Raw genomic sequence first — 21,696 nt, forward strand, 5'->3', positions numbered from 1 at the left:
CGACGTCGCTGGGCTGCCACCGGGCTCCCGCTAGCGCAGGAACTACTTTTCGACAGGCGCCAGGCGACGCGGCCTGTCCGCCGGCTCCGCGCCCAGTATCCGGCCGATGGCCGCGCCGATGCGCGCGCCAATGGCCGTGCCAATGCCGGGCAGCACGGCAGTTCCTGCGGCGGCACCCGCCAGGGCACTGGCCGGCACCGACACCTGGACCTTGTCCACCGGACCACTGAGGGTCAGCGGCACGCCCACCACGCCATCCACCAGGTCCACCGCCAGTTCGGCGTTGATCTGCCGTTTCGCCACCTGCGCCCGGCCTGATGCGCTGAGCACGCCGGAGCGGGCCTGGAGCCGGCTCAAGGTGACGACCATGCCCTGCGGCGTGTTTTGCGTGTCGAACTGCCCGGTGACGCTGTCAAGCGGGGTGCTGCCCGCATGCTCCTTGCCCACACTGCGAACCGCCTTGTCCAGGTCAAAGCGCAGCAATGAGGCGCGGCCGGTGCTGAAATTCGTCGTGGTGTGCAGGGACCACGCCAGTTCACCCGGGCTGCTGCCCTGGGCCGACAGCACCGTTTCGCCCGATACCTTTGCGGCAATGACCGAGCGCCGTTCGAAAGCCTGCAATGTGCTGACCAGATCGATGTTGCGCGGCTGCAGCTTTCCGTTCAGTCGCAGCCCGCCCTGGTCGTCAAGCTGCAACTGCAGTTCGCCACTTGCCGTGCCGCCGCCCACACTCGCGTTGACAGCCCAGCGGTCTTCCTGACCCTGGCGCGCCAAAGTCGCCTCGGCAGGTGTTTGGGCGTCCGGCCGGCGCACCCCGGCTGTGCGCGGCCGCCAGCCGGCGTCGAAATCGGCTTCGCCTTCGTACACCAGGCGCTTGCCGTAACGCGACACCCAGGTCAACGCGCGCACTTCGAGGCGTGCCAGCGGCAAGGCGTCCAGTCTGAAGGGCATGGACGACGCCGGCCTGGCTGTGGCAGACGGGCTGCCCAGTCCACGCAGGGAAAGCTGCGGCACGACCGCGCCTTGCACCACGGCGCGGTCCACCTGCAGCCGGCGTTGCCACAGCGCCGACGTGTTCAGGTCGGCGGTGATCATGTCGATTTGCACCGGCTGGGGCTGGCCGGTGGCCAGCTTTTCAATCACCACGCGGGGCAAGGGCAGCAGTTGCCAATGCAGCCGGCCGATGCTGACCGGAACCCCGAGCGCGGTTTCCAGTTCGGCCGCTGCCCGCTGCGCCAGTTCCGCGTCCGAAGGCACCAGGCTGATGACTCCCGCGGCCAGCATCAGCACTGCGCCCGCAGCCACAGCGCCGCCGATCAGCCATTTGCGCGTGCGCGTCATCGGCTTTTTCACGGGGGGTGCGGTAGTGGTGGACATGGTGTTCAGCGTATCGCCCCCAAACCCGACAGCCAGCACGGCAAACCGCCCATTGGCTGTAGGCGCCCGCCGTATAGTCAAGGTTTTCTTACCGTCCCGGACATCCCATGCACATCTGGAAGCGACCCATCTCTGTTGAATTGCTGACCGCGTCAAACACCGGCACCGCCGTCCACCACCTGGGCATCGAGTTCCTCGAAGTCGGCGACGATTTCATTCGCGCCCGCGTGCCAGTCGATGCACGCACCATCCAGCCCTACGGCCTGCTGCATGGCGGCGTGTCGGTGGTGCTGGCCGAAACCCTGGGCTCGTGCGGCGCAGCGTATTGCGCACCGCCCGGCGAGCGCGTGGTGGGGCTGGACATCAACGCCAACCACCTCAAGGGAACGACCAGCGGCTGGGTCACCGGCATCGCCCGGCCGGTGCACATCGGCCGCAGCACGCAGGTCTGGGCGATCGAGTTGCGCAACGACGCCGGCGCGCTGACCTGCGTGTCACGCATCACGATGGCGGTACTGGCGTCGAAATAATGCTAAAAACCGGTGCCGCCGCAGGCTGAGAAAGACTTTTCAGCTATGAATAAATGAGTAATTTGTCGCTTCTGCAGCGCTGGCCAAAATATTCCGTCTGTGGCGTATGGCGTAGCCCTAAACAAAGGGTTTACCCTAATCAAAATCGCATCGACTGATAAAATTCCGGCAGTTCCGGCGCGTTCCTGCGCCATGGCCTTACCCGGAGTGATTCCCCATGTCTTTCGCCGATCGTGTGCAAAACCCTGTCCTGAGAGCAAAAATCATGTCGGCCGACGAGGCCGCCGCCTTGATTCCGGCGGGCGCCCATGTCGGCATGAGCGGCTTCACCGGCGCGGGCTACCCCAAGTCGGTGCCGCAGGCGCTGGCCCGGCGCATCGAAAAGCTGCATGCCGCCGGCGAGGAATTCCGCATCGGCCTGTGGACCGGCGCCTCGACCGCGCCCGAACTCGACGGCGCGCTGGCCAAGGTCCACGGCATCGACATGCGCCTGCCCTACCAGTCGGACCCGACCTGCCGCCGCCAGATCAACGCCGGCGACATGCAGTACACCGACATGCACCTGTCCAACGTGGCGCAGTTCGTCTGGTTCGGCTTTCTGGGCAAGCTCGACGTGGCGGTGGTGGAAGTTGCTGGCATCCTGCCTGACGGCCGGCTGATTCCGTCGTCATCGGTGGGCAACAACAAGACCTGGCTGGACCAGGCCGACAAGATCATCCTGGAAGTCAACAGCCTGCAAAACGCCGGCCTGGAAGGCATGCACGACATCTACTACGGCACCCGCCTGCCGCCGCACCGCCAGCCGATTCCGCTGACCCAGCCGGGCGAGCGCATCGGCGAGGCCTACCTGACGTGCGACCTGAGCAAGGTGGTGGCCGTGGTGCCGACGCGCCAGCCCGACCGCAATTCGGCCTTTGCCGCGCCCGACGAAAACTCGAAGCGCATTGCCGCGCATATCATCGAATTCCTGCAGCAGGAGGTGAATCTTGGCCACCTGCCGGCCGAACTGCTGCCCTTGCAGTCGGGGGTGGGCAACATCGCCAACGCCGTGCTGGCCGGCCTGGACGACGGCCCGTTCAAGAACCTGACGGCCTACACCGAAGTGCTGCAGGACGGCATGCTGGACATGCTGCGCTCGGGCACGCTGAAAATGGCGTCGGCCACGGCGCTGTCGTTCAGCCCCGACGCGCTGGCCGACTTCAACCAGAACATCGACTTCTACCGCCAGCGCATCGTGCTGCGGCCGCAGGAAATCAGCAACCACCCCGAGGTGGTGCGCCGCCTGGGCGTGATCGCCATGAACGCCATGATCGAGGCCGACATTTACGGCAACGTCAACTCGACGCACATCATGGGGTCAAGCATCATGAACGGCATTGGCGGCTCGGGCGACTTTGCGCGCAATGCCTATCTGTCGTTCTTCATGACGCCGTCGGTCGCCAGGAACGGCGCCATTTCCTGCATCGTGCCGATGGTCTCGCATGTGGACCACACCGAGCACGACGTGGAAATCATGGTGACCGAGCAAGGCCTGGCCGACCTGCGCGGCCTGTCGCCAACACAGCGGGCACGGCTGATCATCGAAAAATGCGCGCATCCCGATTTCCGCCCCGCCCTGCGCGACTACTTCGAGCGCTCGCTCGCGGGCGCCTCGGGCAAGCACACGCCGCACCTGCTCGAAGAAGCGCTGTCGTGGCATGCGCGCTTCCTTGAAACCGGCTACATGCTGCCGGTGAGCGCGCTGCAGGAGCCGCTGCATCTGGTTTGATGGCGCTGGGCGGCATGCACGGGGACGGCTGCGGGGTTTTGTGACTCCCCAGCTCGCCTTTCAGGTGATCGCCCAACAAAAGAGGAAGGGAATGTCATCCCACTGCTCTGTCGTACAACGCCTCTGTCATCCCTTATCTGTCATCCCGGGCTCGACCCGGGATCCATGCCTCCTCCCCAGCGGGGTCATGGATTGCGGATCAAGTCCGCAATGACAGAAATACAAAGCCCATCGAGGATGCCGAGCAGTGGCTTCTTTTCAAGCATTTTTAGCCTCTAGCGCATACCAGTCGTGCGCCGTCAGCTATTTTTTCAATAGCAATTACACAATAATGGCCCTGCTCAGGACCCGGTCGGCGCCCCTGCCGCGTCGTCCTGCGCCATGCGCGCCATGCGTTCGCTTTTCCAGTACACGTCGTCGCCGCCGTTCATGCGGTTGAGCACGCGCGACAGCACGAACATCAGGTCGCTCAGGCGGTTCAGGTACTGGCGCGGCGTGTCTTTCAGCGCGTCCTGCTGGCCCAGCGCCACCACACCGCGCTCGGCGCGGCGGGCGACGGTGCGGCACACATGGGCCAGCGACGCAGCGCGGCTGCCGGCGGGCAGGATGAATTCGGCCAGGCGCGGCAACTGGGCGTTGTAGGTTTCCAGCGCCTCGTCCAGCTGCAGCAAGGCTTCGGGCTTGAGCAGCTCGAAGCCCGGAATCGACAGCTCGCCGCCCAGGTTGAACAGCTGGTGCTGCACCTCGACCAGCACGTCGCGCACGTCGGCGGGCATGTCTTCGCACAGCAGCACGCCGATGTTCGAGTTCAGCTCATCGACATCGCCCATGGCGTGAACCCGCCGGCTGTCCTTGGAAACGCGGGTGTTGTCGCCCAGTCCGGTGGTGCCGTTGTCGCCGGTGCGGGTGGCAATTTGTGAAAGTCTGTTGGCCATGGCATTGAGGTGCGCGCAAGGCGCAGTGGGTTGGAAAGGTTGATGGGCAGGCGGCAAGCTTATCAAGCTTCAGCCCGGCCAAGCCGGCGATGGCCTTGCCCGCCCCAGGCCTTGCCGGCCCGGCGCACGGCCAGCTCAAAAGCGTGGAGAACACTTCCGGTCGTAAACTCGGGCCTCCCCTTCAGGAGACACCCATGAACGCACCGCTGCCCCCCCACCTGTTGCCCGAATTCCTCCAGCGCGAAACGCCGCAGGCCCTGATCGACGCGCTGAAAACCCGCTTTGCCGAGCGCTGCTCGACCGCCCTGGTGGTGCGCGAGCAGCACGGCCGCGACGAGTCGTCGTTCACCTCGCTGCCGCCGGCTGCGGTGGTGTTTGCCGAAAGCACGCAGGACGTGGCCGACGCGGTGACGCTGGCCAGCCAGTTCAGCGTGCCGGTGATTCCCTTTGGTGTCGGCACCTCGCTCGAAGGCCATTTGCTCGCCGTTCAGGGCGGCATCAGCATCGACGTGAGCCGCATGAACAAGGTGCTGGCCATTCATGCCGAAGACCTGACGGTGACGGTGCAGCCGGGCGTGACGCGCAAGCAGCTGAATGAAGAAATCAAGAGCACCGGGCTGTTCTTTCCCATCGACCCGGGCGCCGACGCGACATTGGGCGGCATGAGCGCAACGCGCGCCAGCGGCACCAACGCCGTGCGCTACGGCACCATGCGCGAAAACGTGCTGGCGCTCGAAGTCGTCACCGCCGACGGCCGCATCATCCGCACCGGCACGCGCGCCAAGAAGTCCTCCGCCGGCTACGACCTGACGCGCCTGATGGTCGGCAGCGAAGGCACGCTGGGCGTCATCACCGAAGTCACCGTCAGGCTGTACCCGCTGCCCGAAGCCATCTCAGCGGCGATCTGCTCGTTTCCCAGCATCGAGGCGGCGGTGCGCACGACCATCGAGATCATCCAGCTGGGCGTGCCGATTGCGCGCGTCGAACTGATCGACGCCAACACCGTGCGCATGGTGAACGCCCACAGCAAGCTCGGCCTGCGCGAGGAAGCCATGCTGCTGATGGAGTTCCACGGCACGCCGAACAGCGTGAAGGAGCAGCCGAGCTGGTGCAGGAACTCGCCAGCGGCCAGGGCGGCAATGCCTTTGAATGGGCCAGCACGCCCGAGGAGCGCACCCGGCTGTGGACGGCGCGGCACAACGCCTACTTTGCCGCCATCCAGAGCAAGCCCGGCTGCCGGGCGATTTCGACCGACACCTGCGTGCCGATTTCGCGCCTGGCCGACTGCCTGCTGGAGTCGGTGCTTGAAGCCGACGCCAGCGGCATTCCCTATTTTCTGGTCGGCCATGTCGGCGACGGCAATTTCCATTTCGGCTACCTGATCGACCCGGACAAACCCGAAGAACGTGAAACCGCCGAAATCCTGAACCACAAGCTGGTGGCGCGCGCCTTGCGGCTGGAAGGCACCTGCACCGGCGAGCACGGCATTGGCCTGGGCAAGATCGACTTTTTGCTGAGCGAGACCGGCGACGGCGCGGTGGACATGATGCGAACCATCAAACGTGCGCTGGACCCGAAAAACATCATGAACCCGGGCAAGATTTTTTCGCTGTAAAGGCAAGTTGATTGCGATAAATTTGATTAATTTATTATTTTTATCATTTTAAATGTTGCATTTTGTGTTTTCATCGATATGAAAGCAGGCTTTTCTTCACCGAAAAAAACAGCTATCTGCCTGCCGCATAACGACTCGTTTGTCGGCTGAAGCACAGCTGCTGCATCGCAATACGCTATTTAAAATATAGCAATAGAACCCTGGCCTAAAACGTTTTCAGAAAATTTTGCCGGATTTTTACCGGCACACAGCGTTTCGTGAAACGAGTGAATACCTGTCAAGATGACTTCGGTTTCTGGCAGCTTTACTTTTTTTACGGCTGATGACACTCCTTCCCTTTCACTTTTGCAGTCCATCCGTCTTCAGCACGCGGCCCAAGCGTTCGCAAGCGGACAGGACATGGCCATGACCACGGCAGAACAGGCAGCGCACCGGAAAGCGCAGCAAAGCCATGACGGCGACAGTCCCGTCGGACCGCCCGATGCCGGCAAGCGCAGGCGGGTCAATGGCTTGCTGGTGCTGGTGCTGGCTTGCCTGGTCGGCGTCGGCGTATTGGCTTATAAAAGCCTGCAGGCTGCGACTGCCTGGGGGCAGCGCGAAGGGCACAGCCTGGCGGTCATCTCGCAGCTTGACGAATTCATGTCCAGCCTCAAGGATGCAGAAACCGGGCAGCGCGGTTACATCATCACCGGATTGCCCGAGTACCTGGAGCCTTACAACGCATCCGTGGGCGTGTTCGCAGCCCGGCTTGAAAGCTTGCGCCTGCTGACCGCAGGCGACGCCCGCCAGCAGCAGCGGATTGTCACGCTCACGCAACTGCTCGGGCAAAGGATGGCGATCTTCCAGGAAACCATCGCCGTGCGCCAGACCCAGGGCCTGCTGGCCGCCAGCCAGGCGGTCACGGCATTGGCGGGCAAGACAACCATGGACCAGCTTCGCGTGCTGGTGGGAGAAACCAAGGCCGAGGAAGCCGAAAACCTGAAGAGTTATGCCACGCAAAGCGCTGCAGACATACGCCGCACGCTGCAAGCCATGCTGCTTGGCGGCACCCTGGGGGCATTGGCGCTGCTGCTGCTTTTTGTCTGCCTGCGCCGGGAACTGGCGGGCCGCCAGCACGCCGAAAAAGAACTTCGGCACAGTGCCTGGCAGTACCATTTGCTGTTCGACTCGATTGATGAAGCCTTTTGCATCGTCGAACTCATTTTTGACGATGGCAAGGCGCCGGTCGACTACCGTTTTCTGGAAGTCAACCGGGCCTTTGAAAAACAGACCGGCATGTCGGACGCCAAAGGCAAGCGAATGCTGGAGCTGGTGCCCGACATGGAGGCCCAGTGGTTTGAAATCTACGGCAAGGTCGCGCTCACCGGCGAACCGCACCGTTTTGTCAGCGAAGCCAAGGGCCTGGCGGGCCGCTGGTTCGATGCCTATGCCTTCCGGCTGGGCAATCCGGAAAGTGGGCGTGTGGCGGTCCTTTTCAGGGACATTTCCGAGCGGGTGAAAAACGAAGAAGCCATGCGCCAGAGCGAGGCACGTTTTCGCGCCTTGTTTGACTGGGGACCGATTGCCATTTTTTCATCCGACGCGGCGGGTCGGCTGCAGGAATGCAACCGTGCGGCGCTGGAACTCTGGGGCGCCGAGCCTGAGGACGGCAAAGGCGACAAATCATTTTTTCAGGCACCGCAGCAAGACCATCTGCCTGACGAGACACGGGCGCCTACCCTGCAGTCCCGCACGGCCGAAGTGCTCAAGGGCAATATTCCAGCGATTTATGACGAAGCCTTCGTGATCGAGCGGCCCACTGCCCCCAGCATGACCGTCATTGCCCATGTGGTGCCGCTGCTTGGCAAGGCGGGCGACATCACAGGCGCCATCACCTGCTGCTACGACGTGACCGAACGTGCGCGTCTGCAGCACGAGACCGCCGAACAGGCACAGGCGCTGGTGGAGCTGCACCAGCGCAAGGACGAGTTTTTGGCGATGCTCAGCCATGAGTTGCGCAACCCGCTGGCGGCGCTTGCCAATGCGTTGCTATTGCTGCGCCTGCCCGCAGACGCCGACCCGCTTCAACAGCAAAGCCGCGGCATCATGGAGCGCCAGTTGAAGCACCTGAAGCATCTGGTGGACGACCTGCTGGAAGTCTCGCGCATCACCACCGGCAATGTCCGGCTTCGCCTGGAGCCAGTCAGCCTGAACAGCATCGTGGAAGGCGCGGTAGAGGCGGCCAATCCGCTGATTGCAGAACAGCGGCATGAGCTCAGCGTCTCATTGCCGCAGGCGCCGGTGTTTGTGCATGCCGATGCCGCGCGGCTGGAACAGGTGCTGGTGAACCTGCTCACCAATGCGGCCAAGTACACGCCCAATGGCGGACACATCTGGCTGAGCGTTGAAACCGAGCCGGCGGCCAGCGGCGGGCAGGCGGCCGAGCCGCTGGTGGCGATCCGGGTGCGTGACAACGGCCTGGGCATGGCGCCCGCGCTGCTGCCGCGCATCTTTGATTTGTTCACGCAGGCAGACCATTCGCTGGACCGCTCGCAAGGCGGGCTGGGCATTGGCCTGAGCCTGGTGAAGCAGCTGGTGGAACTGCATGGCGGCACGGTGACGGTGTCCAGCACGCTGGGCCAGGGCAGCGAGTTTGTGGTTCGGCTGCCGGCCATGCCGACAGTGCTTGCGCCAGCAACCCCAGCCCAGGATGGCAACACCCGGCCGGCCCCAAAAGTACCGCAGCGCATCCTGGTGGTCGATGACAACGTCGACGCCGCCCAGAGCCTGGCCATGCTGCTGGAAATGACCGGTCATGACACCCGGCTGGCCTACGACGGCCCGGCGGCGGTGCAGGCGGCCATTGACTACCATCCTGATGTCGTGCTGCTCGACATCGGCTTGCCGGGGCTCGACGGCTACAAGGTGGCACAGCGGATTCGCCAGCAGGCCGAGCTCAAGAACGTGGTGCTGGTCGCCTTGACAGGCTATGGCCAGGACTCCGACCGGCAGCTTTCGCAGGATGCCGGTTTTGACCACCACCTGGTCAAGCCAGCCGATTACAACGACATCGAGAAGATATTGCGGTCTGTTTCCTAGCGCACGTTCGGGTTTGCCACAAACGGCTTCAAGGCCAAAAAAAGCTCTTTCCGCCTACTGGCATTGCACCACTAGCTATTGATACAGTAGCAAAATGCGGTTTCATCTTATGCCGAAGCTGCCGCTCAGGCGGGTGCGCTGTTGCGGCCTTGCAACTCGATAAAAACACGCTGGAGGGTTGAGTTGACCGCGTAGCGGGTTATGCGCTGCGGCGATCAGTGGGTTGCGACGGAAATAGGGTGCGGCTTCAGCGCGCTGCCATCGGCCATACCCAGCAAGGTGTCCAACGGGCGGGTCTCAGGCAGCACGTAAACCACCCCCGGCTGCAGCCCGAACACCGGCTTGACGTGCGCGTCGTAAAACGCAGCTGGCACGTTGACACAGCCGTAGGAGATGCGGTTGTCGGCCGCCGTCGGCGTTGCCAGGCGCTGCAGCCGACGGTCGGCCTTGTTGCTGGCGCGAACGCGGTGCATCGAGACGGCCGCGTCATAGTCGATCCAGACAATGTCCTCGCCCTGCAGGTTGCGGCCCGGCTCGGACATGAAGCGGCCCGCCGGCGTGGTGCGTTCGGCCGGCCGGATGTCCGACAGCTTGCGCGTGCCGATGCCCGGCACCGAATCGTCGCCCACCGCCAGGCCCAGCAGCACCGGCGAAGAACCCAGCAGCCGGCCTGACGCGGCAAAGACATGCAGCATGGCAGCCTTTTTGTCGATGACGGCAAAAGGCAGCCCCTGATGATTGCCGGTGGCGCGAATCCAGGTGGCCATGCGGGCCACATCCTGTGCGGCAGGAAGTGGCCCGGGCTTGACAGCCGCAGCCGCAAAATCCGCCAGGGATGCCGCCCACGACGGCGGGGCCAAGCCAAGCAACGCAGCCAGGCTGGTGCAAAACAACGCACTTTTCATGGCGCGCAAACAAAGCGGAAAGCTGGTTTTCAGCAGTGAATCAACAGGGCGGGAGTTCATGGACGGAAATGGTAAATCATTGTCCGAGGCTCGGAAACCATGAAGGATTAACTAGCGGCTTCCTCCTACGGCGCCATACGGTCACCGCTGAAACCGAATGGAAACTTGAATTTTTATAGTCAATTCAGCTTTTATTCGAAGCTGAACGAAAACACGTTGTGCGTGTTGGCCGCAAAGTTTTTCAGAAGGACAGAACCATGAAAAGTCAAATCAGATTGATTTCCCTCGGAGCGTTAATGGCAGTTGCAATGGCCAGCGTTTCAGCGCAGACCCCCATGCCGGCAACAGGCGCATCAGCGCCCGCCACAGTCGGAGTGACACCACAGGAAGCGGCAACAGCCAACCGGCAAGCCGTGCCGCGCAGTGACACCGCCACCGTGGTGCGCACCGCGCCATCGCCCATGCAGCGCGCCAGTGGAGCCATGAACGACACCACCACAGCCCCCGCCGCGACGAATGGCAGCACTGCAAATTCAGGCGCCATGAACGGCAACAGCCGCAGCGGCATGACACGCAGCGGCGCCATGGGAACCAACCGCCCAGCACGTGCCGACCGCAACTGATGGACCCAGTTTTTTTGTTTTTTAGTTGAAAAGGAGAATCCCATGAACGCGAACATGAACACCAATTCCACCCCTTACGCCAGCAGCAGCACGTCCACCACCGGGTCGAGCAACATGGTGACAGGCCTGTTTCCCGACCGCGCGAGTGCCGAAGCTGCTTACAACGCAGCGCACACGCGCGGCTACTCGAAAGACGACGTCAACCTGGTGATGTCGGACGACACGCGCAAGCGCCACTTTTCGGAAGACAGCGCGATGGGCAAGGAAACAGAGCTGGGCAACAAGGCGGCTGAAGGCGCCGGCATTGGCGGCGCCATTGGCGGCACCATCGGCGCCATCCTGGCAGGCATTGCCGCTGTCGGCACCAGCATCGCCCTGCCCGGCCTGGGCCTGGTGATTGCAGGCCCTCTGGCTGCTGCAGCAGCCGGTGCCGGTGCAGGCGCCGCCAGCGGTGGTCTGATTGGCGCCCTGATTGGCTGGAACATGCCTGAAGAGCGTGTCAAGGAATATGAGGAAGGCGTGAAAAACGGCGGCATCCTGATGGGCGTGAAAACCCGCAATGACGAAGATGCCATGCACTTCGAAAACGAATGGAAGCAAAACGGCGGTCAGAACATCTACCGTTAACCATCAGCGGCATCTGAAAGTCCTCAAAACAGGACTTTCACAAGTTGTCAAAGCGGCATTTCCTTCAGGGGAATGCCGCTTTTTTCATGTCTTGGGCTCGGTCGCAAGCACACTTGCGGTCGCTGGCGATATCAATCGCGCCCGGTAAAAAGAACCGGCGTCAGGCGGAATGCCTGTGCTGCTGCCAGCGCCTGCAAATTACCGGACCCCCCAGACCTCGTAGGAACAAAGCCAGCCTCCATGCCAAACCAGTCGCCCTGACGCTGTCGGTTTGAGGTGAAACTTTTGCTATTCCACCATGGAATGGCTGAGTAACCTGACGGATGAAACTTTGTTACGGGCGCGGGAAAACCATTTTTCATCGCGCCGATGCATCTTCCCGCCCCCTGCTGGCCTCAAGCAGTACGGCGCAGGCGCTCAATCAGACCGTTGATTTCGTCCAGCGACGAAAACTGGATGGCCAGCTCGCCCACCGCTTCCCGCTTGCCGTTGCGCTTGACCTGTTTCTTGATGCGCACATCGACAGCGGCCATCAGCAGGTCGGCCAGTTCTTCTTCCACCCGCAGGGTATCGCGCGCTTTTTCAGGCGGGGTTTTGTTGGGTGTCAGCGAAAACTCGCTGCCGAGTTTCTTGACCAGGCTTTCAGCCTCGCGCACCGACAACTTGCGGGCGCTGATCTGGTTGGCAGCGGTGATCTGCGTGGCCCGGTCCAGCGCCAGCAGCGCTCTGGCATGGCCCATGTCCAGGTCGCCGGCCATCAGCATGGTCTGCACCGGATCGGCCAGGTTCAGCAGGCGCAGCAGGTTGGACGCGGCGCTGCGCGAGCGGCCCACGGCTTGTGCGGCGAGTTCATGCGTCATGCCGAACTCCTTCACCAGGCGCTGCAGGCCCTGCGCTTCTTCCAGCGGGTTGAGGTCTTCGCGCTGGATATTTTCAATCAGCGACATGGCAGCTGCCGACTCGTCAGGCACGTCGCGAATCAGCACCGGCAGGCTGTCGAGCCCGGCCAGACGCGCCGCGCGGAATCGCCGCTCGCCGGCAATGATCTCGTACTTGCCGCTGTTGGCGCCGCTTTTCAGGCGCCGCACCAAAATCGGCTGCATGATGCCCTGCACCTTGATGGATTCAGCCAGCTCGTAAAGCGCACCCTCGTCCATGCGCGTACGCGGCTGGTACTGGCCCGGCACCAGGTCGTCGAGCCGCAGCGAAGCCGGCAAACCGGGACTGCTGGCCGCAGTCAAGGCATCGGCCGCCTCGGGCGAGTCATCGACCTTGGGGCCAAGCAGCGCTTCAAGCCCGCGACCCAGGCCTTTTTGTTTTTTGGTGACCATGGCGTTGTCTTGTCTTTCTTTTAATCGGTAGGAAGGGTGGTGCGGACGGGTCGCGCTCAGGCGGGAGTATCACCCATCAGCCGGAGCAGCTGCGCATGCGCCTGCGGCCAGTCACCCAAGCCGCTTTCGGCATTCAGGTGGCCGCATGCACCGACGTCAGTGAGGTCGGCACCCCAGGCCAAGGCAAACTGCCGGGTGCGCGTCGGGCTGCAAAAGGGATCGTTGCCGCTGGCGAACAGCATTGTTTTGAACGGCAGCGTTGTCAAAGGCACCGGCGACCAGCTGGGCAGCAGCGTGCGCACGTCGTCGCGCTCGACATCGGGCGGCGCGACCAGCAGGGCAGCCTTCACCCGGTGGGTGTTGCGGCTGTGCGCGGCCCAGGCGGCCACATGCTGGCAGCCCAGGCTGTGCGCGACCAGCACGGCGGGGCCGTCCCGCTCGACATCGCACGCCAGCAGCACATCTTCCAGCCGCGCAATCCAGTCGCCCCGCAGCGGGCGCATCCAGTCGTGCTGCTCCACCCGGGTGTAGCCATGCAGGCGCTCCCAGCGGCTTTGCCAGTGGTCCGGGCCGCTGCTTTGCCAGCCGGGAAGAATCAGGACATTGGAGGGGTTCATGGCGTCGCTCAGGCATTCAGTGCGGACAAAACTCGGAAACTTCGATTTGCTATGTTTTTAATAGCTGTCTGCATATACCGGACATGCGCAAATCGTTGTTTTAATCAATAAATCCGGCCTGCTGCCTACAGAATGCGCCCGACCATCTCCTGGGCAAAGGCCACAAAGGCCTGCGCACCCTTGGAGTTCGGGTCGAAAATCACGCCGGGCAGGCCATAGCTCGGTGCTTCGGCCAGGCGGACGTTGCGTGGAATCACGGTGTTGAACACCTTGTCACCGAAATGACCCTTGAGCTGTTCGCTGACCTGCTGCTGCAGCGTGATGCGCGGGTCGAACATGACGCGCAGCAGGCCGATGATCTGCAGATCCTTGTTCAGGTTGGCATGCACCTGCTTGATGGTGTTGACCAGGTCGGTCACGCCTTCAAGCGCAAAATATTCGCACTGCATCGGCACGATGACGCCGTGCGCCGCGCACAGCCCGTTCAGCGTCAGCATCGACAGCGACGGCGGGCAGTCGATGAGGATGAAATCGTATTCCTTGTCCACCTTGGCCAGCGCCTGCTTCAGGCGCTTTTCGCGCCGCTCCAGGGGCACCAGTTCGATCTCTGCGCCGGACAATTCACGGTTGGCGCCCAGAACGTCATAGCCGCATTTCTCGCTGTGAACGCGCACATCGACAATCGAAGCAACTTCAAGCAGCACGTCGTAGACCGTCATTTCCAGCTTGCGCTTGTCCACGCCCGAGCCCATGGTGGCATTGCCCTGCGGGTCCAGGTCGACCATCAGCACGCGCTGTCCGATCTGGCTCAAGCCGGCGGCCAGGTTGACGGTGGTGGTGGTCTTGCCCACGCCGCCCTTTTGGTTGGCAATGCAGAATATTTTGGCCATAGCGTCTTGTTGAGTTGTCGTTCCGTTGGGGAAAGCGAAGATTGCAGTGTCGGGTTTACCGGGAAAGGGCGAGCTTGATGCCAAAGGCAATCAGAAACATGCCAGCCGCTTTTTCGAGCGTCATCGATATTTTTGGATTGGCCCGAATGCGTGCTGCCAACTTCCAGGTCAGCAGTACAGCCGTCAAGCCATAAAGAAATGTCAGTGCCGCAATGGTGGCAGCCATCACGCCAAAGGTCTTGAGGCCCTGGTGCTGCGCCGGGTCAACGAATAGCGGAAAGAAGGCCAGGTAAAACACGATAGCCTTCGGGTTGAGCAGGGTGATCAACAAAGCCTGGCGAAAATAATAGCGCGGCTTGATCTGCAAAATGGGCGCAGCTCCCGGTTTGGCCAGGAGCATCCTCAAACCCAGCCAGGCCAGGTACAACGCACCCAACCATTGAACAGCATGAAAAGCAGCGGGATAGGCCGACATGAGGGCTGATACGCCCGCCACAGCCGCCCAGAGCAGCAACTGGTCGCCGGCAATCACGCCAAAAGTGGCACCCATGCCGCCCGGAATTCCACCCTTGCCGGTCGAGGTGATCAAAGCCAGATTGCCGGGGCCAGGAATGGCCAGAAAGACCAGGATGGCAACAACAAAAGCGCCATAGTCGGCAACACCAACAAACGAGCCCGGCATGAAAGGTTCCAGTAGTAGAGACCCTGAGTTTACGACACGGGGCGCAGCCAAAGCAGGCAGCGCTCTGCTTCCAGACCAGGAACCTTCAATTGTTCCACGTGAAACATTGCAATGTTTTCAGGCAATGCCAGCAATTCATCACCTGGATGCTTGCCTTTCATGGCAATCCACACACCCTGCGGCGCCAGCGCATTCACTGACCAACTCGTGAAATCAACCAGCGACGCAAACGCCCGCGAACAGATCAGGTCGAAAGGCTGGGTCAGGTTTTCGACGCGCGCATGCAAGCCCGTAAGGTTCGGCAGCTTCAAGGCAAGCGCTGCCTGCTTGATGAACGCCGCTTTTTTGGCCACGGTGTCCACGCAAGTAACGTTCACAGTCGGGCAGCAAATCGCAATCACCACGCCCGGCAAGCCTGCACCCGAACCCACATCGAGCAGGCGGCTGCCCTGGTCCAACCCAGCACCCAGCAGGTAACGCTTCAAAGCCGGCACCACAGACAGGCTGTCGAGCAAATGGTGCGTCATCATTTCCGACGGGTCGCGCACCGATGTCAGGTTGTAGACTCGCGTCCATTTTCCAATCATCGCCTGGTAGTCCAGGAGCTGAGTGATTTGCAGCTCGCTCAACTCCAGTTGCAATGCTGCAAGTCCTGCCAATAAAGTGGCGCGCAAATCTGATTCCAACTTCACCATCAAACTTCCGCCTGTTCAGCGGGCTTGAGCGGAACTGTATTTTTCCAGAGATTCTTTTTAAGGTGCACCAAAAGCAATGAAATGGTGGCCGGGGTAACGCCCTGAATGCGGGACGCCAGTCCAAGGGTCTCAGGGCGGTGCTTGGCCAATGTCTGACGCGCTTCAAAGCTCAAAGCCGTCACCTGCAAATAATCCAGATCAGCGGGGAGCTTGAGATTTTCGTAATGCGAAGCGCGCTCTACCTCCACTTTTTGCAGGTCGATGTAACCGGCGTACTTCGCCGTGATTTCAATTTGCTCAATCACACTTTTCACCAGGTCTGCCGGCAAAGCATCTACCGTTGATGTTTCACGTGAAACATCGGAGTTTCCCGTCGGGATTTCCGGGTTGGCATATTTGCCATCGCTGAGCGACATCAGTCCGGCGTAGTTGACATCAGGGCGGCGCAGCAGGTCGGCCAGGTTGTATTCGCGTTCAATCGCCTTGCCCAGAACACGTTCGGCTTCGCTTGCCGGCAGGTTGTTCGGATTGATCCAGAGTGAGCGCAGGCGCTGTGTTTCACGTGAAACAATGTCGCGTTTGCGGTTGAATGCGTCCCATCGAGCGTCATCGACCAGGCCCAATTCACGCCCTTTTTCTGTCAGCCGCATGTCGGCGTTGTCCTCGCGCAGCATCAGCCGGAACTCAGCCCGGCTGGTGAACATGCGGTACGGCTCGGTCACACCCTTGGTGATCAGGTCATCCACCAGTACGCCCAGATAGGCTTCGTCGCGCTTGGGCAGCCATGCTTCCTTGCCCTGGCATTGCAATGCGGCATTGATGCCGGCGAACATGCCTTGCGCAGCGGCTTCTTCGTAGCCTGTGGTGCCGTTGATCTGGCCGGCAAAAAACAGGCCGGAAATCGCCCGGGTTTCAAAGCTGGTTTTCAGTGCCCGCGGGTCAAAGTAATCGTATTCAATCGCGTAGCCGGGCCGCAAAATGTGGGCGTTTTCCATGCCAACCATCGATCGCACGAGCGCGTACTGGATGTCGAAGGGCAGGCTGGTCGAGATGCCATTCGGGTAAATCTCATGCGTCGTCAAGCCTTCGGGCTCCAGGAAAATCTGGTGGCTGTCCTTGCCGGCAAAGCGGTTGATCTTGTCTTCCACACTCGGGCAATAGCGCGGTCCCACGCCGTCAATCTTGCCGGTGAACATCGGACTGCGGTCAAAGCCGGAACGGATGATGTCGTGCGTGCGCTCATTGGTGTAGGTGATCCAGCAGGGCATCTGCTTTGGATGCGGTATGTTGCCGCCCATGAAGCTGAACACTGGCACCGGCCCTGGTGTGCCCCCCGGCATGCCATCGCCCGGCTGCACGCCGCACTTGCTGAAGTCGATCGAGCGGCCGTCGATGCGCGGCGGCGTGCCGGTTTTCAGCCGGCCTTGCGGCAGCTTGAGCTCTTTCAGCCTGCTGCTGAGCGACACCGCTGGCGGGTCGCCAGCGCGGCCTGCCGCATAGTTGCTCAGGCCGACATGAATCTTTCCATCCAGAAAAGTGCCGGCCGTCAACACCACGGTGCGCGAGCGGAACTTGATGCCCACCTGCGTCACCGCACCGACGACGCGGTCGCCCTCGACCATCAGGTCATCGACAGCCTGCTGAAACAGCCACAGGTTAGGCTGGTTCTCGACCATGCGGCGAATCGCTGCCTTGTACAAAACGCGGTCCGCCTGGGCGCGGGTCGCGCGCACTGCCGGGCCTTTGCTCGAATTCAGGATTCGGAACTGGATGCCGCCCTCGTCGGTAGCCAGCGCCATTGCGCCGCCCATGGCATCGACTTCTTTCACCAGATGGCCCTTGCCAATGCCGCCAATCGACGGGTTGCAGCTCATCTGGCCGAGCGTCTCGATGTTGTGGGTCAACAGCAGCGTCTTGCAGCCCATGCGGGCAGCGGCCAAAGCGGCCTCGGTGCCGGCATGGCCGCCACCGACCACGATCACGTCAAATTCCTGCGGGTAAATATAGGGTGAACTCATCACACATCTTTCAATAAAGTAGCGTTCAAGCCAAGCGCTTGTGCGCCGTTGAACTGGCGAATGTCCGCCGTCACAAACAAATCAACCCCGGCCGCCAGCGCGGCGCCGACATGCAGCGCGTCCATGCCGCGCATGCTGCTGATTTCGAGAGCGCGAATGGCGTACCGCTCAACATTGGCGGACAGGAGAACGACCTGCATTTCGGCAAAATTTTTCTCGACTTCGGCGCATGTGTCCCGGTAAGACGCTTCGCTCGCCTGGGTTTCTCGACGTACCCGGTTCAGCGCCGAATAAAGCTCCACCTTGCAATGCGGCGCGGCCACGACTGACGTGGCTTGCGCAACCAGCGCCAGCACCACATCACGTCCGCTTTCGGGCAAATAGCGTTTGAGCAGTGCCGAGGTGTCAAAAAGAATTTTCATACGGGGGTTTTCACCACGGTGCGCTGTCGCGCTCATCAAGCAGTGCCTTGACCGCCGAATAGCCGGGCGGCAATTCCAGCAAGGGTTTGAACGGACGCTGGTAGCTGGGCACGAGGCCAGACGGGTCGGGCTTGATACCCACCAGTTCGGCCACCGGTTTGCCATGCCGCAAGATGCGCACGGTTTCGCCTTGCTCGACCCGGTCGATCATGGCCGAGGCATTGGCGCGGAATTCACTCAGGGAAATGGTGTGCATGGCTCATTTGTACAAAATAATAGTTTTGTACATTTTATGGGCTTTGGCCCTGCGCAGTGCTTTTCGGGGGTTTTCCCGCCAGCTGTGATGAAATCAGGCCATGAACCCATCCATTTCCCGTCCCAAGCTGCTGGTATTTGCCGGCAGCACCCGCATCGATTCTTTCAACCGCAAGCTCGCCCGCGTGGCGGCCACTCTGGCGCAGGCCAGCGGCGCCGAGGTCACGCACATCGAACTGGTGGACTTCGACATTCCGATGTACAACGCCGACCTGGAAGCGCGCGGCACGCCACCTGACGTGATGAAACTCAAGCAAATGATGTATGACCACCCGGCCTGGATCGTCTGCTCGCCCGAGTACAACGGCAGTTACACGGCGCTGCTGAAGAACACCATTGACTGGGTGACCAGCCCGGTGAAGGGCGATGCGCAATGGAGCGACGGCTTCAGGTCGTTCACCGGCAAGGTGGTCGGCGTGCTCAGTGCGTCACCCGGCGCGCTGGGCGGCCTGCGCTCGCAAAGCCACCTGGTGCCGCTGCTGTTCAACTCGCAATGCTGGGTGGCGCCCAAGACCTTTGCTCTGGGCAAAGCGGGTGATGCATTCGATGCGCAGGGCGAACTGGTCAATGACAGCCACCGCAAGAGCGTGCAGGCCGTGATTGACCAAGTGCTGTTCGCCGCGCAGCGCCTGGCCGCCTGACTTGTCAGCGTCAACAGCTTGATTTTTTTGATAGCAGTGTTTACAGGCGGGAGTTGCGCAAAAGCCATTTTTTATCTATAACTGATACAGATCAAGAGAATGCTTCGGCCGTATTCGCCATCAATGCCATACTGATATTTTCCAGTTCCCGTGTCAGCCGGACGTAGCCAAACCGGTTCACACTTCAAGCGGCTTTTTTAAATCCAGGAGATATTCATGACCCGTGAAGTTGTAGTTGTCAGCGGTGTACGCACCGCCATTGGAACGTTTGGCGGCAGCCTGAAAGACACGCCGCCTACCGAACTGGCCGCGCTGGTGGTGCGCGAGTCGCTGGCGCGTGCCGGCGTTGAAGGCAAGGATGTCGGCCATGTGGTGTTTGGCCATGTCGTCAACACCGAACCTAAGGACATGTACCTGTCACGCGTGGCGGCCATCAACGGCGGCTGCGCTGAAGGCACGCCAGCGTTCAACGTCAACCGCCTGTGCGGCTCGGGCCTGCAAGCCATCATCTCGGCCAGCCAGTCGATCATGCTGGGCGACGCCGACATTGCGATTGGCGGCGGCGCCGAGAACATGAGCCGCGCGCCCTACGCCAGCCTGGCCACGCGCTTTGGCGCACGCCTGGGCGACACCAAGCTGATCGACATGGTCGTCGGCGCGCTGCACGACCCGTTCCACACCATCCACATGGGCGTGACGGCCGAGAACATCGCCGCCAAGTGGGGCATCACCCGCGAAGAGCAGGACGCGCTGGCCGTGCAAAGCCACAACCGCGCCCAAAAAGCCATTGAGGCCGGCTACTTCAAGGAGCAGATCGTCCCGGTCATGCTGAAAAGCCGCAAGGGCGAAGTCGCCTATGACACTGACGAGCATTACCGCCCCAACTGTTCCATGGCCGACATGGCCAAGCTCAAACCCGTGTTCCTCAAGGAAAACGGCACCGTCACCGCCGGCAACGCGTCGGGTATCAACGATGCCGCCGCCGCCGTGGTGCTGATGGAAGCCGGCGTGGCCAAGGCGCGTGGCCTGAAGGCGCTGGGCCGTCTGGTGGCCTACGCGCACACCGGCGTCGATCCGAAATACATGGGCATCGGCCCGGTCAGCGCCACGCAACTGGCGCTGAAGAAAGCCGGCCTCACAGTGGCTGACATGGACGTGATCGAGGCCAACGAGGCGTTTGCCGCGCAGGCCTGCGCCGTCACGCGCGACCTGGGCCTGGACCCGGCCAAAGTCAACCCGAACGGCTCGGGCATCTCGCTGGGCCACCCGATTGGCGCAACCGGCGCGCTGATCACCGTCAAGGCGCTGCACGAACTGCAGCGCATTCAGGGCCGCTACGCGCTGGTGACGATGTGCATCGGCGGCGGCCAGGGCATTGCGGCGATTTTCGAGCGGATGTAAAGGGCGGCGCTTGGCGCCCCTGAACACCCGTTATTGACAGCGCCCCGCGCCCGATCCATGGGGCTCGGGGCGTTTTTGCATGTGCCTTGACCTTGTCAGCGCCGCGCAGTGTATTGCGTGAAACTGCAAGCCTTGCCTGACATCAATACGGAAGAAAAAGAGCCAGACTAGAGTGACAAACGCATCCGGCCGAAGTCGCCCGCGCGAACCCACAAGGAGACAAACCCATGCTGCCCGCCTACATCACCCATGCCGATTGCGCCCGCCACGAAATGGGCGCGCATCACCCCGAATGCCCAGAGCGCCTGGGCGCCATCAATGACATGCTGCTGGTCAAGGGCCTGCTCGACTACATGCACCCCTACGACGCACCGCTGGCAACCAAGGAGCAGCTGTCGCATGCCCATTCGTCGCGCTATGTCAGCGAACTCATGGCCGCCTCGCCGACCGAGGGTTACCACAAGGTCGATCCCGACACCGACATGAACCCGTTCACCGTCACGGCCGCCCTGCGCGCCGCCGGCGCTGCGGTGCTGGCCACTGATCTGGTGCTGACGGGCGAGGCGCCCAGCGCCTTTTGCTGCGTGCGCCCGCCCGGCCACCATGCGCAGCGCGACGCCGCCATGGGTTTTTGCTTTTTCAACAACGTGGCCGTCGGCATCCGCCATGCCCTCACGCAGCACGGCCTGCAGCGCGTGGCGCTGATCGACTTCGACGTGCACCATGGCAACGGCAGCGAAGACATCTTTCGCGGCGACGAACGGGTGCTGATGTGCTCGATCTTCGAGCAGGGCATCTACCCCTTCACCGGCGAAAACGCCACCGGGCCGAACATGGTCAACGTCGGCTTGCCGTCGCGCTCGGGCAGCGACAGGTTCCGCGAAACCGTCACCACCCATTGGCTGCCTGCCCTGGAAGCCTTCAAGCCCGAACTGATCTATGTTTCCGCCGGCTTTGACGGCCATCGCGAAGACGACATGGGCAACCTGGGGCTGGTAGAGGCCGACTACGAATGGGTGACCCGGCAGATCGTGAAAGTGGCCGGGCAGCATTGCCAGGGGCGGGTCATTTCCTGCCTGGAAGGCGGCTATGTATTGAGTCCGCTGGCGCGCAGCGTGGCGGCGCATGTCAAGGTGCTGATTGGCGCCGACTGACCGAATTTGCCGGTGGCGGCGCAGGGCAGGCCACGGCCCATCGAATTTGACAACAACACAATGAAAGCCCCC

The 21,696-nt window shown here is 61.9% G+C and carries 19 protein-coding genes and 1 pseudogene; 8 read left to right on the forward strand and 12 right to left on the reverse strand.

The window, feature by feature from the left end; all coding sequences use genetic code 11:
• Positions 1 to 42 precede the first annotated feature (42 nt).
• A complete protein-coding gene (locus tag H4V98_RS02250; protein WP_231374622.1) occupies positions 43 to 1,377 on the reverse strand; it encodes a hypothetical protein in 1,335 nt (444 codons plus the stop codon).
• 107 nt (positions 1,378 to 1,484) lie between these two features.
• Between H4V98_RS02250 and H4V98_RS02255 the strand changes: the two genes are divergently transcribed.
• Both H4V98_RS02255 and H4V98_RS02260 read left to right on the forward strand, forming a co-directional pair.
• The gene (locus tag H4V98_RS02255) at positions 1,485 to 1,907 is read left to right on the forward strand and encodes a hotdog fold thioesterase (protein ID WP_196862617.1); all 423 of its coding nucleotides are present in this window, start codon (positions 1,485 to 1,487) and stop codon (positions 1,905 to 1,907) included.
• Between the two features lie 217 nt (positions 1,908 to 2,124).
• Positions 2,125 to 3,675 (forward strand): acetyl-CoA hydrolase/transferase family protein, encoded by a 1,551-nt coding sequence (locus H4V98_RS02260; protein ID WP_196862616.1) that lies wholly within the window; start codon positions 2,125 to 2,127, stop codon positions 3,673 to 3,675.
• Positions 3,676 to 4,016: 341 nt separating this feature from the next.
• Here the strand turns inward: H4V98_RS02260 and H4V98_RS02265 are convergent, their stop codons facing one another.
• Positions 4,017 to 4,610 carry a cob(I)yrinic acid a,c-diamide adenosyltransferase gene (locus H4V98_RS02265; protein ID WP_196862615.1) on the reverse strand — a complete coding sequence of 198 codons (594 nt, stop codon included), beginning with the start codon at positions 4,608 to 4,610 and terminating at the stop codon, positions 4,017 to 4,019.
• A gap of 194 nt (positions 4,611 to 4,804) precedes the next feature.
• Here H4V98_RS02265 and H4V98_RS02270 point away from each other — a divergent pair.
• Together H4V98_RS02270 and H4V98_RS02275 are read left to right on the forward strand one after the other, a co-directional pair.
• Positions 4,805 to 6,225: pseudogene (locus H4V98_RS02270) on the forward strand (FAD-linked oxidase C-terminal domain-containing protein).
• Positions 6,226 to 6,630: 405 nt separating this feature from the next.
• Entirely contained in the window at positions 6,631 to 9,303 is a 2,673-nt protein-coding gene (locus H4V98_RS02275; protein ID WP_196862613.1) for a CHASE3 domain-containing protein, read from the forward strand.
• Positions 9,304 to 9,518: 215 nt separating this feature from the next.
• On the opposite strand, the gene H4V98_RS02280 is transcribed toward H4V98_RS02275, so the two are convergent.
• Together H4V98_RS02280 and H4V98_RS02285 are read right to left on the reverse strand one after the other, a co-directional pair.
• Entirely contained in the window at positions 9,519 to 10,268 is a 750-nt protein-coding gene (locus tag H4V98_RS02280; RefSeq protein WP_231374621.1) for a L,D-transpeptidase, read from the reverse strand.
• A 205-nt stretch (positions 10,269 to 10,473) separates the two neighbouring features.
• Positions 10,474 to 10,887 (reverse strand): hypothetical protein, encoded by a 414-nt coding sequence (locus H4V98_RS02285; protein ID WP_196868282.1) that lies wholly within the window; start codon positions 10,885 to 10,887, stop codon positions 10,474 to 10,476.
• On the opposite strand from H4V98_RS02285, the gene H4V98_RS02290 reads away from it, so the two are divergent.
• Complete coding sequence (locus tag H4V98_RS02290) at positions 10,874 to 11,458, forward strand: hypothetical protein (RefSeq protein ID WP_231374620.1); 585 nt, start codon at positions 10,874 to 10,876, stop codon at positions 11,456 to 11,458. The two genes, H4V98_RS02285 and H4V98_RS02290, sit on opposite strands and share 14 nt — an antisense overlap.
• A 395-nt stretch (positions 11,459 to 11,853) precedes the next feature.
• Here the strand turns inward: H4V98_RS02290 and H4V98_RS02295 are convergent, their stop codons facing one another.
• The 8 genes from H4V98_RS02295 to H4V98_RS02330 all read right to left on the reverse strand — a co-directional run bounded on the left by H4V98_RS02295 (position 11,854) and on the right by H4V98_RS02330 (position 18,369).
• Positions 11,854 to 12,789, reverse strand: coding sequence for a ParB/RepB/Spo0J family partition protein (locus H4V98_RS02295; RefSeq protein ID WP_196862611.1), 936 nt, complete (start codon positions 12,787 to 12,789; stop codon positions 11,854 to 11,856).
• Positions 12,790 to 12,845: 56 nt separating this feature from the next.
• Entirely contained in the window at positions 12,846 to 13,406 is a 561-nt protein-coding gene (locus H4V98_RS02300; RefSeq protein WP_196862610.1) for an alpha/beta fold hydrolase, read from the reverse strand.
• Between the two features lie 125 nt (positions 13,407 to 13,531).
• Positions 13,532 to 14,296, reverse strand: a complete 765-nt coding sequence (locus tag H4V98_RS02305; protein ID WP_196862609.1) for an AAA family ATPase — start codon at positions 14,294 to 14,296, stop codon at positions 13,532 to 13,534.
• A 55-nt stretch (positions 14,297 to 14,351) separates the two neighbouring features.
• The gene (locus tag H4V98_RS02310) at positions 14,352 to 14,978 is read right to left on the reverse strand and encodes a LysE family transporter (protein WP_196862608.1); all 627 of its coding nucleotides are present in this window, start codon (positions 14,976 to 14,978) and stop codon (positions 14,352 to 14,354) included.
• A gap of 29 nt (positions 14,979 to 15,007) precedes the next feature.
• On the reverse strand, positions 15,008 to 15,673 hold the full coding sequence (gene rsmG, locus H4V98_RS02315) for a 16S rRNA (guanine(527)-N(7))-methyltransferase RsmG (protein WP_196862607.1): 666 nt from the start codon (positions 15,671 to 15,673) through the stop codon (positions 15,008 to 15,010).
• Positions 15,673 to 17,691: a tRNA uridine-5-carboxymethylaminomethyl(34) synthesis enzyme MnmG gene (gene mnmG / locus H4V98_RS02320; RefSeq protein WP_196862606.1), complete on the reverse strand. Its 2,019-nt coding sequence runs from the start codon at positions 17,689 to 17,691 to the stop codon at positions 15,673 to 15,675. Before mnmG ends, rsmG begins: the two co-directional genes overlap by 1 nt.
• Positions 17,691 to 18,113 (reverse strand): type II toxin-antitoxin system VapC family toxin, encoded by a 423-nt coding sequence (locus tag H4V98_RS02325; RefSeq protein WP_196862605.1) that lies wholly within the window; start codon positions 18,111 to 18,113, stop codon positions 17,691 to 17,693. The genes mnmG and H4V98_RS02325 overlap by 1 nt, the downstream gene beginning before the upstream one ends.
• A 10-nt stretch (positions 18,114 to 18,123) precedes the next feature.
• On the reverse strand, positions 18,124 to 18,369 hold the full coding sequence (locus H4V98_RS02330) for a type II toxin-antitoxin system prevent-host-death family antitoxin (protein WP_196862604.1): 246 nt from the start codon (positions 18,367 to 18,369) through the stop codon (positions 18,124 to 18,126).
• A 100-nt stretch (positions 18,370 to 18,469) separates the two neighbouring features.
• Here H4V98_RS02330 and H4V98_RS02335 point away from each other — a divergent pair, with 100 nt between their 5' ends.
• The 3 genes from H4V98_RS02335 to H4V98_RS02345 all read left to right on the forward strand — a co-directional run bounded on the left by H4V98_RS02335 (position 18,470) and on the right by H4V98_RS02345 (position 21,624).
• A complete protein-coding gene (locus H4V98_RS02335) occupies positions 18,470 to 19,069 on the forward strand; it encodes an NAD(P)H-dependent oxidoreductase (RefSeq protein WP_196862603.1) in 600 nt (199 codons plus the stop codon).
• A 216-nt stretch (positions 19,070 to 19,285) separates the two neighbouring features.
• Complete coding sequence (bktB, locus tag H4V98_RS02340; protein WP_196862602.1) at positions 19,286 to 20,470, forward strand: beta-ketothiolase BktB; 1,185 nt, start codon at positions 19,286 to 19,288, stop codon at positions 20,468 to 20,470.
• 227 nt (positions 20,471 to 20,697) lie between these two features.
• Complete coding sequence (locus H4V98_RS02345) at positions 20,698 to 21,624, forward strand: histone deacetylase family protein (RefSeq protein WP_196862601.1); 927 nt, start codon at positions 20,698 to 20,700, stop codon at positions 21,622 to 21,624.
• The last annotated feature ends 72 nt before the right edge of the window (positions 21,625 to 21,696 follow it).

Origin of the sequence: Polaromonas sp. CG_23.6 (genome assembly GCF_029892315.1) — a bacterium.
Classification (GTDB): domain Bacteria; phylum Pseudomonadota; class Gammaproteobacteria; order Burkholderiales; family Burkholderiaceae_C; genus Polaromonas.